General features: G+C 60.7%; 10 protein-coding genes, 1 tRNA gene and 1 pseudogene. 7 read left to right on the plus strand and 5 right to left on the minus strand.

Features of this window, described 5'->3' with window-relative positions:
• Positions 1–18: 18 nt before the first annotated feature.
• A pseudogene (locus IB244_RS10835) lies at positions 19–1,202 on the plus strand (helix-turn-helix domain-containing protein).
• A gap of 44 nt (positions 1,203–1,246) precedes the next feature.
• Here IB244_RS10835 and IB244_RS10840 read toward each other — a convergent pair.
• The 3 genes from IB244_RS10840 to IB244_RS10850 form a co-directional block, all read right to left on the minus strand.
• Positions 1,247–1,337, minus strand: a tRNA-Ser gene (locus IB244_RS10840).
• Between the two features lie 80 nt (positions 1,338–1,417).
• Positions 1,418–2,635 (minus strand): NAD(P)/FAD-dependent oxidoreductase, encoded by a 1,218-nt coding sequence (locus IB244_RS10845; protein ID WP_192304176.1) that lies wholly within the window; start codon positions 2,633–2,635, stop codon positions 1,418–1,420.
• Between the two features lie 84 nt (positions 2,636–2,719).
• The gene (locus IB244_RS10850; RefSeq protein WP_192304178.1) at positions 2,720–3,835 is read right to left on the minus strand and encodes a Gfo/Idh/MocA family protein; all 1,116 of its coding nucleotides are present in this window, start codon (positions 3,833–3,835) and stop codon (positions 2,720–2,722) included.
• Between the two features lie 205 nt (positions 3,836–4,040).
• Between IB244_RS10850 and IB244_RS10855 the strand changes: the two genes are divergently transcribed.
• The 5 genes from IB244_RS10855 (at position 4,041) to iolB (ending at position 10,644) form a co-directional block, all read left to right on the plus strand.
• The gene (locus IB244_RS10855) at positions 4,041–4,904 is read left to right on the plus strand and encodes a MurR/RpiR family transcriptional regulator (RefSeq protein WP_018857444.1); all 864 of its coding nucleotides are present in this window, start codon (positions 4,041–4,043) and stop codon (positions 4,902–4,904) included.
• A gap of 105 nt (positions 4,905–5,009) precedes the next feature.
• Positions 5,010–6,944, plus strand: coding sequence for a bifunctional 5-dehydro-2-deoxygluconokinase/5-dehydro-2-deoxyphosphogluconate aldolase (iolC, locus tag IB244_RS10860; protein WP_192304180.1), 1,935 nt, complete (start codon positions 5,010–5,012; stop codon positions 6,942–6,944).
• 23 nt (positions 6,945–6,967) lie between these two features.
• On the plus strand, positions 6,968–8,818 hold the full coding sequence (iolD, locus tag IB244_RS10865; RefSeq protein ID WP_192304182.1) for a 3D-(3,5/4)-trihydroxycyclohexane-1,2-dione acylhydrolase (decyclizing): 1,851 nt from the start codon (positions 6,968–6,970) through the stop codon (positions 8,816–8,818).
• 65 nt (positions 8,819–8,883) lie between these two features.
• The gene (iolE, locus tag IB244_RS10870; RefSeq protein ID WP_192304184.1) at positions 8,884–9,801 is read left to right on the plus strand and encodes a myo-inosose-2 dehydratase; all 918 of its coding nucleotides are present in this window, start codon (positions 8,884–8,886) and stop codon (positions 9,799–9,801) included.
• A 45-nt stretch (positions 9,802–9,846) separates the two neighbouring features.
• Entirely contained in the window at positions 9,847–10,644 is a 798-nt protein-coding gene (gene iolB / locus IB244_RS10875; protein WP_112666441.1) for a 5-deoxy-glucuronate isomerase, read from the plus strand.
• Positions 10,645–10,743: 99 nt separating this feature from the next.
• Here the strand turns inward: iolB and IB244_RS10880 are convergent, their stop codons facing one another.
• Positions 10,744–11,184, minus strand: coding sequence for a glyoxalase superfamily protein (locus tag IB244_RS10880; protein ID WP_112655989.1), 441 nt, complete (start codon positions 11,182–11,184; stop codon positions 10,744–10,746).
• A 339-nt stretch (positions 11,185–11,523) separates the two neighbouring features.
• On the opposite strand from IB244_RS10880, the gene IB244_RS10885 reads away from it, so the two are divergent.
• Positions 11,524–11,850, plus strand: coding sequence for a hypothetical protein (locus tag IB244_RS10885; protein ID WP_062374651.1), 327 nt, complete (start codon positions 11,524–11,526; stop codon positions 11,848–11,850).
• Positions 11,851–11,932: 82 nt separating this feature from the next.
• On the opposite strand, the gene IB244_RS10890 is transcribed toward IB244_RS10885, so the two are convergent.
• Positions 11,933–12,379 carry a host attachment protein gene (locus IB244_RS10890; protein WP_018857452.1) on the minus strand — a complete coding sequence of 149 codons (447 nt, stop codon included), beginning with the start codon at positions 12,377–12,379 and terminating at the stop codon, positions 11,933–11,935.
• Positions 12,380–12,592 lie beyond the last annotated feature (213 nt).

The raw sequence follows: 12,592 nt of genomic DNA on the forward strand, positions 1-12,592 counted from the left end.
TTTGGTCGGGAGGTGTGGTTGCCGTGGAGAGAGACTTCGGTCATGGATGAGCGTCTTCGATTTGTCGCCCGTTTGCTGGAGGGCGAAGGTATGAGCGAGGTGTGTCGGTCGTTCGGGATCTCGCGCAAGACCGGCTACAAGATCTTCAATCGCTGCAAGGAGGACGGGCTGGAGGCCCTGACGGACCGGTCCCGGCGGCCGGTGCGCTATGCCAACCAGTTGCCCGAACCGGTCGAGGCGATGATCGTTCGTTGCAAACAGGAGAAGCCGCACTGGGGGGCGCGCAAGATCCGCGAGCTTCTGGTGCGCCGTCTGGCCGGCGACGTGCGCATCCCGGCGAGAAGCACGGTGCATGCGGTGCTCGACCGGTACGGCCTTGTGAGCCAGGCCCGTAAGAGGAACCGGGCGAACAAGGCCATGGGCACGGCGCTGTCGGCGGCCCCAACGATCTGTGGTGCGCCGACTTCAAGAGCGAGTTCAAGCTGGGCGACGGCCGATATTGTTACCCCCTGACGATCACCGACCAGGCATCGCGCTATCTCCTGTGCTGCGAGGCCTTCGAGACGACCCGTGAAGGCGGCGTCTTCGATGCCTTCGCGCGGGTGTTTGCCGAACGCGGATTGCCGCTTGCCATCCGCTCCGACAACGGCCTGCCCTTCGCCAGCCCGAACGGGCTCTACAATCTCTCGAAGCTGTCGGTCTGGTGGCTGAGGCTCGGCATCGTCTTCGAGCGCATCCGCCCCGGCCATCCGCAGGAGAACGGCCGCCATGAGCGCATGCATCTGACGCTGAAGAAGGAAGCCACCCGCCCGCCGGGACGCAATATCCTGCAGCAGCAGATGCGCTTCGACGCATTCATCAGCGAATTCAACACGGAAAGACCGCACGAGGCCCTGTCGATGAAGGTGCCGGCCGAAGTCTACCAGACCTCGGCGCGCGCCTATGAAGGGCTGCCCGAGATCAGCTACCCCTTCCACGACCGCGATGCCATCGTCACCAATTGCGGCCGTCTGTGCATCCATCGCAAGAAGATCAACATCTCAACCGTCATGGCCGGCCAGAAGCTCGGCCTCAAGGAAGTCGACGACGGCATTTGGCTCGTCAGCTTCCTGCGCTATGATCTCGGATATATCGACCTCGAACAGAGGACATTGCAAACAATCGACAACCCGTTCGGCACGAGGTTGTCACCGATGTCTTAGGTACCGATTGTGACCTATGTGTCCGGGTCGTACAATGATCATGGTGGCGGAGAGGAAGGGATTCGAACCCTCGATACGCTTTTGACGTATACTCCCTTAGCAGGGGAGCGCCTTCGACCACTCGGCCACCTCTCCGGTGGGAGCCTGATAGAGTCATTCGACAGGTGACGCAAGCGCTTTTTCGGCTTTTTCACCTGATGCCGAGGCCGCCGGCCTCAGCTCAGCAGTTGCTTGAGATCGGTAGATGCGTCCGCAATGATCGCCCTATCGGGATTGATCCCGGATTCCAGCATCTTCTTGCCGCTGACGTAGGCCCTGGCGTCATTGATGGCATCCACGGCGATGAACGCCCCATTCTTGAAATACCAGATCGAGTGGGCGCCGTCGCGCGAGCCTGGACGCAGGACTGTATCGTCATAGCCCATGTTGAAGCCGGCGATCTGCAGCTTCACGTCATACTGATCCGACCAGAACCAAGGCTTGGGATCGTATGCTTCGTTGCCGCCGGCGATGATGGCGGCGACGGCTTCTGCCTGGTCGACGGCGTTCTGCACCGATTCGAGACGGATGCGTCCGCCTTGCCACGGCAGGGCCGCACAGTCACCCGCGGCAAAAATCGACGGATCGGACGTGCGGGCGAATTCATCCACGATGATTCCGTTGGCGACCTCGAGACCCGCCTCCTTGGCGAGTTGATCGTTCGGGACGACGCCGATGCCGACAATGACGAAATCGACCTCGATCGTGGATCCGTCGGAGAGTTCGGCAGCGACAACCCTGCCTTCATGGCCGACAAGATGCTTGAGCCCGGTCTTCTCCCGGATGACAACGTCATGTGTCTCATGAATCACCCGCATGATGTCGGCCGTCTCCCTGGCAGCGACGCGCTGCAGGATTCGGTCAGCCATCTCGATCACGGTAACCTCGAGACCGCGGTGACGGGCGACAGCAGCTGCCTCAAGTCCGATATAGCCACCACCAATAATGAGGACCCGGCGACCGGGCCGCATTTCATCGGCAAGCAGATCAGCGTCACGTTTGTCACGCGCCACATAAACGCCCTCGAGATCCCCGCCGATCGACGCAGGCAGTGCGCGCGGCGTGGAGCCGGTCGTCAACGCCAGCGTGCCGTAGTCGAGCGCTGAACCGTCCTGTAGCAGGACCTGCTTCTTGTCACGCACGATCTGCTCCGCCCACGTGGAAAGCCTGATCTCGACATTGTTGTCGGGGTACCAGTGTTCCGGCCGGAACAGCAGTCGATCGAAGGTCATCTCGCCAAGCAGGTACTTCTTCGTGAGTGGCGGCCGCTGGTAGGGCAGCGCGTCTTCCGCACCGATGATGGTGATTGGGCGCATATCCTTGAGCGCACGCAGTTTCGCGGCCAATGCAAAGCCCGCCTGCCCCGCGCCGATGATCACCAGTCTGTCCGTCACGTTTTCACTCCCAGCATGCAGCCGCGCGTTCCAGGAAAGGGGTATCCCCTGCCTCCAGCGCCGTCAACCGGAAGCGGACAGACCTCAATCGATCTCGATCCAGCGGCGCTCGTGGAATGACTGTGCCATGGCGTGAACGGACTTCTCTATCCTAAGACCGTCTTCGAATGTCACGATCGACGACGGCTCACCGGAAATTGCGCGGATCAGTTCGCGGCATTCGATGATTTTCAGATCGTTGAAGCCGAGCCCGTGGCCAGGCGCCGGGATGAAGCGATCGTAGGGCAGATGCGCCGGGCCGGCGAGTATCTTGCGGAAGCCCTGCTCCGAGCCGCGCCCTTCGGCCTGATAGAGTTCTAATTCGTTCATGCGCTCTTGATCGTAAGTAATGGCGCCATTCGAGCCGAAGATCTGCAGCGCGATTCGCCCTTTCCGCCCCCAAGCGGCGCGGTTTGCCATCAGCACCGCAGAGATCCCACCGCCAAGTCGCATCAGGACATTGGCCGCATCGTGATTCTCGACATCGCGGCGACCGCCTTCCTTCAACGGCCGGCTGGCGTAGGGCTTTACCATGTCGGTGATGACAGCCTCAACGTGACCGAACAGATACCAGAGCAGCGACAGCGGGTGCACGGCGAAATCATCAAGCGCGCCGTAGCCGGCGGAAAGCTCGCTCTTCCAATAGAAGAAGACATCGGGATCGGCCATGAAGTCCTCGTCCATCTCGACGCGGATGTGATTGACCGCACCGATCGCCCCCTCCTCGATCAGTGCCTTGATATGCCGCATGACGGGGTTCTGGATATAATTGTAGCCGAGAACGGCGATCTTGCCCGAGGCCTTTGCCGTCTTCAGCATGCGTTCGGCATCGGCATAAGCCGGTGCCATCGGCTTTTCGCACCAGACGTGCTTCCCCGCTTCGAGCGCTGCAATCGCCATCTCGGCGTGGAACTGGTTCGGCGTGGTGACGGAAACGACATCAACTTCGGGATCGGCGATCAGCCTGCGCCAATCGGCGGTTGCCTTTTCGATGCCGAACTCGGAGGCGCGCTTCTCGGCAAGCTCGGCATTGGCTTCGGCCAGATGGACCAGGCGCGGGCGTTCGACGTCGCCGAATACGGTCTTGACCGCATTCCATGCGAGTGCGTGGCACTTGCCCATATAGCCAGTGCCGATCAGGCCGATTCCCAGTGCTTTCATTGTATCTCCTCCAGATGTCGGGCGGATTTTTGGAATATTTAGATCATTTTGACAAGCGGCCTTTCTCGCGTACTTTTGCCGCCGCGAGGCCTAAAACTGTTCAAAACACTTGGATTTCAATACAATAAAAACAATTGGGCTCCCGAATGAAAATCATCTATGCTCATAAATATGGAATGTTTATTTCGTTCAATGGACAGCGCGCATGGACAGTGACAGCAAAACGCCCGCCAGGGTTCCTCGCGACTTCGAGAGCCTGCGCAGCATCATCATCGAACGGAAAGCAAACATGCCGAAGCGGCTTGCGCAGGTCGCAGCTTTCGCACTCGGCAACCCGGACGAAATCGCCTTCGGCACGACGGCAAGCATCGCTGCGGCATCCGACGTGCAACCGTCGACCCTGGTGCGTCTGGCCCATCATCTTGGCTACGAGGGCTTTTCGGACCTGCAGAGCATCTTTCGCGAACGCCTGCGTGACCGAACGCTGACATATGAAGAGCGACTGGTGACGCTGGAGCAGGCAAGCGGCGAGGACGAGGACGCCAACCTGCTTTCCGGTTTCATTTCGGCTGCGAGCCAATCGGTCAACAGGCTGGCGGCTACCGTCCAGACGGATACCTTTACCAAGGCAGTCGATATCCTCGCGGCTGCCGAGACGATTTACCTGATCGCCAAGCGACGCTCCTATCCGCTGACGGCGCATATGACCTACGCCTTCTCGAAGCTGAACATTCGGCACCAGATCGTCGCATCGCCAAATGGCGTCGATCCGGAAATGGTGCAGTTCGCGACGGGGAAGGATGCAGCAATCGCAGCGAGCTTCTCTCCCTATGCCGCCGACAGCCTCAGCCAGGCGGAAGCGTTGGCGGATCGTGGCGTGCCTGTCGTTGCCATCACCGATTCGGCCTTTTCGCCCCTCGCCGCCCGCGCCACCTGCTGGTTCGAGGTGGCGGAGGCAGACTTTGCCGGCTTCCGCTCGCTTTCCGCTTCGATGGCCCTGACAATGGCAATTCCGGTGGCGATCGCCGAGCGGCGGCGCAAGCGAGCCCACGCAAAATCGACTAAATGAAAAATGGAACAAACATTCCGAATTGACAAAAATACGGAACCGATGTTTCATTGCTCGCAATCAGCAGGCGTCAAGCCGTAGCCAAAAATCTAGCGGGAGGACATCATGGCACAACCGAACCCGGGCTCGCAGCCAGAACCGTCGCTTGACGTGATCACGATCGGGCGTTCCTCGGTCGACCTCTATGGGCAACAGATCGGCTCGCGCCTTGAGGATATCGGTTCTTTTGCCAAGTCTGTCGGCGGTTGCCCTGCGAACATCGCCATCGGGACAGCCCGTCTCGGGCTCAAGTCGGGCCTGATCACCCGCGTCGGCGACGAACAGATGGGCCGGTTCATCATTGAGCAATCTGCGCGCGAAGGGGTCGAGACGAAAGGCATCAAGACCGACAAGGAGCGCCTGACGGCGCTGGTGCTCCTCGCCGTCGAAGCCGAAGGCGTATCGCCGATGATCTTCTATCGCGCGGACTGTGCCGACATGGCGCTCGATGAAGGTGATATCGACGATAGCTTCATCAAGTCGTCGCGCGCCGTGCTGGTGTCGGGCACGCATTTTTCCCGGCCGAACACGGAAGCCGCACAGCGCAAGGCCATCCGCATCGCCAAGGCCAATGGCCGAAAGGTAATCTTCGACATCGATTATCGGCCGAATCTCTGGGGCCTCGCAGGCCATGCCGAGGGCTTTGAGCGCTATGTGAAGTCGGACCATGTCTCCTCCAAGATGAAGGAAACGCTTCCAGACTGCGACCTGATTGTCGGAACGGAAGAGGAAATCCTGATTGCGTCAGGCGCCGACGACGTCCTTGGCGCACTCAAGGAAATTCGCCGCCTGTCGCCGGCAACGATCGTTCTCAAGCGCGGTGCGATGGGTTGCATCGTCTATGACGGTCCGATCAGCGACAATCTGGAAGACGGCATCGTCGGCGAAGGCTTCCCCATCGAGGTGTTCAACGTGCTCGGCGCCGGCGACGCCTTCATGTCAGGCCTGCTGCGCGGCTGGCTGAAGAACGAGCCGCTGAAGACCTGCGCCACCTGGGCCAACGCCTGCGGCGCCTTCGCCGTCTCCCGCCTGCTCTGCTCGCCGGAATATCCGACCTGGGCGGAGCTCGACTACTTTCTGAAGCACGGCAGCAAGCATCGCGCGCTGCGCAAGGACGAAGCGATCAATCACATTCACTGGGCCTCGACGCGCAAGGGCGACATTCCGCTTCTCATGGCGCTTGCCATCGACCACCGGTCGCAGCTCACCAGCGTCTGCGACGAACTCGGCGTGGATTACAAGAAGATCGTCGCCTTCAAGCGCCTTGCGGTAGAAGCCGCCGCCCGTGTCGCGGATGGCCGCAACGGTTACGGCATGCTGATCGACGAGCGCTTCGGACGCGACGCCTTCTTCGATGCGGCAACCAAGAACTTCGCATGGATCGGTCGCCCGGTGGAATTGCCGGGTTCCAAACCGCTTCGCTTCGAGTTCAGCCAGGACATCGGCTCGCAGCTTGCGGAATGGCCTCTCGATCATTGCATCAAGTGCCTGTGCTTCTACCATCCGGACGATCCGGCAGCCCTGAAGACCGAACAGCAGGAAAAGCTGCGGACGCTCTTTGAAGCCGCCCGCAAGGTTGGCCGCGAATTGCTCGTCGAAATCATCGCAAGCAAGAACGGACCGCTGACCGATGATACGATCTCGACGGCGCTGGAAGAACTCTATGCGCTCGGCATCAAACCGGATTGGTGGAAGCTCGAGCCTCAAGCTTCGACGGCCGCCTGGAAGAAAATCGATGCTGTGATCGCCAAGAACGATCCCTGGTGCCGTGGCATCGTGTTGCTCGGCCTTGAAGCGCCGGCCAACGAGCTGGTGAAAGGCTTCGAGGCGACGCTGGCAGCTCCTTCCGTGAAGGGATTCGCCGTCGGCCGCACGATTTTTGCCGAGGCAGCCCGCGGCTGGCTTTCCGGCAAGTTGAATGATGAAGAAGCGATCGCAGATATGGCCGGACGCTTCCGCCAATTGACCGAGGCCTGGTTGAAAACCCGCGGCCTACATTAATTAGAGCATTTGGGAGGTGCCCCATGGGCAAGACTGTACGATTGACGATGGCGCAGGCCGTTGCGCATTTTCTCAAGAAGCAGATGACAGTAGTCGACGGGAAGAAGGTGCCGATCTTCGGCGGCGTCTGGGCGATCTTCGGGCACGGCAACGTCGCCGGCATCGGCGAGGCCCTGTACCAAGTGCGTGGCGAATTGCCGACCTATCGCGCCCATAACGAACAGGGCATGGCCCATGCGGCGATTGCCTATGCCAAGGCGAATTTCCGCCAACGCTTCATGGCCTGCACGACCTCGATCGGCCCCGGTGCACTCAACATGGTGACGGCCGCCGGTGTCGCCCACGTCAACCGCATTCCGGTTCTCTTCCTGCCGGGCGACGTCTTTGCCAACCGTGCACCGGATCCGGTGCTGCAGCAGATCGAGGATTTTGGCGACGGCACCGTTTCAGCCAACGACGCTTTCCGCCCGGTCTCCCGCTATTTCGATCGCATCACGCGCCCCGAGCAGATCATCTCGGCGCTGAAGCGTGCCATGCAGGTGCTGACTGATCCGCTCGATTGCGGCCCAGTTACGCTGTCGCTGTGCCAGGACGTGCAGGCGGAAGCCTTCGATTATCCCGAAAGCTTCTTCCAGGAGCGCGTCTGGACCATGCGCCGTCCGCGTCCGGATGCCGATGAGTTGGCGAACGCTATCGCTCTCATCAAGAAATCCGAAAAGCCGGTCATCATCGCGGGCGGTGGCGTGCTTTACTCCCAAGCAACCAAGCAACTGACGGCATTTGCGGAGGAACACCGGATCCCCGTCGTGGTCACGCAGGCCGGAAAGTCGGCGATCGACGAGCGGCACCCGCTGGCGCTTGGCTCGGTCGGTGTCACAGGGACATCGGCGGCCAATGCGATTGCAACGGAAACAGATCTGATCATCGCTGTCGGCACTCGCTGCCAGGATTTCACGACCGGCTCCTGGGCACTGTTTCAGAACGAGAAGCTGAAAATTCTCGGCGTGAACATTGCCGCCTACGATGCCGCAAAGCACGACGGCCAGACATTGGTGGCCGATGCGCGCGAAGGTCTGAAGGCAGTCTCGAGCGGGCTTACCGGCTGGAAAGCACCGACCGTGCTGGCGGAAAAGGCCGAACGGGAAAAGAAGGTCTGGGTGGAGGCGGCCGCCAAGGCGATGGCGAGCACCAATGCCGCCCTGCCCTCCGACGCCCAGGTGATCGGCGCCGTTACGCGCACGATCGACCTCGATAAGGCAATCGGCCTTTGCGCCGCCGGCGGTCTGCCGGGCGAGATGCATAAGCTCTGGCCGGCGACGGCACCCGGCAGCTACCACATGGAATACGGCTTCTCCTGCATGGGCTACGAGATCGCCGGCGGCCTTGGCGCCAAGATGGCGCAGCCCGAGAAGGAAGTCTTCGTCCTCGTCGGCGACGGCTCCTACATGATGCTGAATTCCGAGCTCGCGACGTCGGTCATGCTCGGCCTGAAGCTCAACATCGTCGTGCTCGACAACCGTGGCTACGGCTGCATCAACCGGCTGCAGATGGCGACCGGTGGCGCGAACTTCAACAACCTGCTGAGGGACGCGCACTACGAGGTGATGCCCGAGATCGACTTCCGGGCGCATGCCGAGAGTATGGGCGCCGTCGCGGTGAAAGTCGCATCGATCGCCGAGCTCGAGAAGGCGATCGCGGACGCAAAGAAGAACGACCGTACGTCGGTTTTCGTCATCGACACTGATCCGCTGATCACGACGGAAGCTGGGGGCTATTGGTGGGACGTTGCTGTCCCTGAAGTCAGCCCGCGTGAACAGGTCAACAAGGCGCATGCGGCTTACGTCAAGGCGCGCGCCGACCAGCGTATCGCCTAACCGGCTGTTTTAATTTTCGGAAGAGCGGTCCCGCTCTTCCAGCAATGCCTTTGAGGAGACTATTGATGAAGGCCAAACTTGGCATGTCGCCGATCGCCTGGTGGAACGACGATCTTCCTGAGCTCAGCGACGACGTATCCCTGGAAGAATGCCTGCGCCAGTCGCGCAGCGCCGGCTTCACCGGCATGGAACAGGGCCGCCGCTTTCCGAACAATCCGGCCGAGATGCTGCCGATCCTGCGCGCCGCCGACGTGACGCTCTGCGGCGGCTGGTTCTCCGGCACGCTTGTCGACGAGGACCTTTCCGCCAACAAGGAGCGCATTGCGCCGATGATCGAGCTGTTCAAAGCCGTCAACGCGCCTTGCATCGTCTATGGCGAGGTTGGCCGTTCAATTCAGGGGGACCGCTCCAAGCCGCTTGCCACCAAGCCGCGCCTCTCCGACGACGAGATGAAGGCTTATGCCCGCAAGGTCACGCAGTTTGGCGAATGGTGCGCCGAGCAGGGCATGCCGCTTTCCTATCACCACCACATGGCGGCCGTCGTCGAGACCCAGCCGGAGCTCGATGCCTTCATGCGCAATTCGGGCGAAGGCATTCCCCTTCTGCTCGACGCCGGGCACCTGGCTTTCGCCGGCGGCGACGTCTTGCGCGCCATCGATAACCACCACGCCCGCATCAACCACGTCCACGTCAAGGACATCCGCAAAGCCGTTGTCGACGGGCTCGACCGCAGCAAGCAGTCATTCCTCGATGCGGTAGCGCTCGGCGCCTTCACGGTACCCGGCGATGGCTCGCTTGATTTCGGCGCCATTGTCAAGCGGTTCGCCGGTTACGGGTATGAGGGATGGTTCGTCGTCGAGGCAGAACAGGATCCGCGCAAGGCGCCGCCGCAGAAGATGGCGGAGATCGGTCACGCCGAACTGATGCGGGTGATGACGGCCGCTGGCTACACGGTGGAAACCGAAGGATTTCCGAAGGGATAACACGCCCGTTGAAGCGCATTGATGTGGAATGAAGGACAAACGTTCATGCCGAACCTTCTCGTAAAGCCCAAGGGTGACAGCGGTCGCGTCACCCACGTCACGCCCGACACCGCCGGCTGGACTTATGTCGGCTTCGACATGCATCGGCTGAAGCCGGGTGAGACCGTCTCCGGCGCCGCAAGCGACCGTGAAGTCTGCCTCGTCTGGGTGGCCGGCAAAGGCAAGGCGACCGCCGCTGGAGAGGATTTCGGTTCGGTCGGCGGGCGCATGAGCCCATTCGAGGGTGCGCCGCACTCGCTCTATGTTCCGGCGGGTACAAGCTGGTCGGTGACGGCGGAAACCGATCTCGAACTTGCCGTCTGCTCGGCGCCTGGCGGCGGCGATTACAAGGCGAAGCTCATCCCGCCCGGCGTGCACCCGCAATTCCAGCGCGGCAAGGGCTCGAATGTTCGCCTCGTGACCAACATCATGCCCGAGGACGACAACTCCGCTCATTCGCTGCTGGTTGTCGAGGTCATCACGCCGAACGGCAATACATCCTCCTACCCTTCTCACAAGCATGATCAGGACAATCTGCCGAACGAGAGCCTGCTGGAGGAGACCTATTACCACCGCATGAACCCGCCGCAGGGCTTCGCCTTCCAACGCGTCTATACCGATGATCGGTCGCTCGATGAGGCGATGGCGGTGGAGAATGGCGACGTGACGCTGGTGCCGAAGGGTTACCACCCGTGCGCCACCGTCCACGGCTATGATCTCTACTATCTCAACGTCATGGCCGGCCCGAAGCGGGTATGGAAGTTTCACAACCAGCCAGAGCACGAATGGCTGCTGAAGGCGTAGGCGAAATCACGATCGGCAAATAGCCTGACAGCGCGGCAGCGTGTTGATGGTCCAATCCTCCATCAACTGCCGCCAACACTGCGCACACTAGGTGGCCCCTTAAATCTCAAGCACGAGATGTGGGACGCCGTTCGAGGTCTTGCGCGGAGATACGCCATTGCTGTCGACCTGCGCGTTGATGCGCTGCCGGAAGGCGGAGAAGCTCTCGAAGGTCACCACATCCACCGGTTCGTCGAAGTGGATGGTGATCTTGTGGAGCCCGCCGCCGGGTTGACCGGCAAGCGCCAGCACCTTGCCGGTGAACGGCTGGTTCAAATAGCGGCCGCGCACCAGGGAGCCCACGGAGATGGCGGCGATCGGTTCCTCGTTCGGCCGGGTGGCGAGTGCGGAGAGCGTGTTCCAATCACGCACGCCATGCTGCTGGGCAATGAGTTCCAGCGCGGCACCATGAGAGATCGCGGTGCCGCGCGCTTCCATGGCCTGGCGGAGGCGCTTGGCTTGCGATTTCAATTCTTCGATTGTCGGATATGCGGTGGTCACGGATTCAGCCTTTCGGAAGGCATGCCATTTCGACCTGTACAAGGGAGCTCGCATTGCCTGCAGTCAGCATGCACCAGATTGGCTGTGACTGATCCTATCGAGACTTCACCATGGACTTGTCGTCCGCGAGCGGCAGGCGCCTCGAGCCAAGTTCGATATGCTTGAACGGCGGCGAACTGTCAAGCGATGCCACGGAGGCCCATCCCTGTCTAATAACGAGCCATTTTGATCTCCAGACAGGCATAAGCTTCGGATTGTAGGGAGATCATTCAGAAGTTGTCAGCAATCTTGCGCTAATCTCGAAGCGTACAACAAGCGGAGGCTACCATGGCCTTTCAGATGCACCTCGACACAGAGCAGCCCGAGCAGGCTTACCGGGAGTTTTCGCTCGACCGCCCCGGAAAGATCATCTTCGTTGGGCATCACCTCAGCACGGGAACGCAGGTCCGCTGTCTGATCCGCACGATCACGCTTGCCGGCGCGGTGCTGGAGGTCAATCCGAGCCTCGAGGTCCCGAACCACTTCTTCCTCGAAATCCTCGGCATCCACGACGAGATCGGCTCGACGGTGGTCAAGCGCGAGGGCGACCTCGTGACGATCAGCTTCAACATGCTGATCAACCCGGAATTCCTGCATCACGTCTTGAGGCTGAATTTCGAATCTTAGCCTCGATGTCATTGCTCATGCATCTTGTCTGCAAAACCGCCGCTTCCCTGCCGGCGGTGCGCCGGGGCCGTAGGATGTGGCGTCAAGAAGCGAGGTGCCGCTCTATTTGGTCGACTGGCAGATTGATGTAATCCTTCGGCACCTCAGCCGAAACTGCAGCCTGAACATCGGCCGATAGGTTGGCTCGCAGCGTACCGAGCGCCTTTGGCGGCGCAACCAAAATGATGCGACGCGCGTTTTTTTCACGCACCAGCACCTCCATCTTTGCGGCTACCAGCTTCAGGAACTCTGCCTCGGCCTGCTCGTGCCAGTCCGTCTGCTCAACGGCACTGGCACTCTGCCCATCGGCCGCGTGCGTTCGACCCGGTTTGTCTGCGCCTATTTCGCGGTCCGGTTCGTTGGGCTGACTCAGGGTTTCTTCAACCTTGAGGTTCATCAATTCCGCATCGCCTGCGTTCCGCAGGATCAATGCCTTGGCACCATCGCAAACGACGACCCACGACTTCGACGGAACTCTGACATCAACCATTGTGATTTCCTCGCTCTGCAATTTTGAAGCGCTGTGCGCCGCCGACAATGAGGCAAACGTGCAAATCGACAAAGAGTTCGATGACATTTCGCGACAACTACGGTCCGGCGATCCATTCGCTACTCGACGCGAGAAGATGTTCGCCCCAGCTGGCCGAGCGGGCGGAAATGGCCGCATCGCTAAAATTGTATTTTCCTCGTTCACAATTGTGCA

This window comes from Rhizobium sp. RHZ02, from assembly GCF_014851575.1.
Lineage (GTDB): Bacteria > Pseudomonadota > Alphaproteobacteria > Rhizobiales > Rhizobiaceae > Rhizobium > Rhizobium altiplani.

Coding starts and splice junctions, on each gene's coding strand:
- iolB (WP_112666441.1), top strand. CDS start 9,847: ATGCCGAACCTTCTCGTAAAGCCCAAGGGTGACAGCGGTCGCGTCACC.
- IB244_RS10885 (WP_062374651.1), top strand. CDS start 11,524: ATGCACCTCGACACAGAGCAGCCCGAGCAGGCTTACCGGGAGTTTTCG.
- IB244_RS10890 (WP_018857452.1), bottom strand. CDS start 12,379: ATGGTTGATGTCAGAGTTCCGTCGAAGTCGTGGGTCGTCGTTTGCGAT.
- iolD (WP_192304182.1), top strand. CDS start 6,968: ATGGGCAAGACTGTACGATTGACGATGGCGCAGGCCGTTGCGCATTTT.
- IB244_RS10850 (WP_192304178.1), bottom strand. CDS start 3,835: ATGAAAGCACTGGGAATCGGCCTGATCGGCACTGGCTATATGGGCAAG.
- iolE (WP_192304184.1), top strand. CDS start 8,884: ATGAAGGCCAAACTTGGCATGTCGCCGATCGCCTGGTGGAACGACGAT.
- iolC (WP_192304180.1), top strand. CDS start 5,010: ATGGCACAACCGAACCCGGGCTCGCAGCCAGAACCGTCGCTTGACGTG.
- IB244_RS10855 (WP_018857444.1), top strand. CDS start 4,041: ATGGACAGTGACAGCAAAACGCCCGCCAGGGTTCCTCGCGACTTCGAG.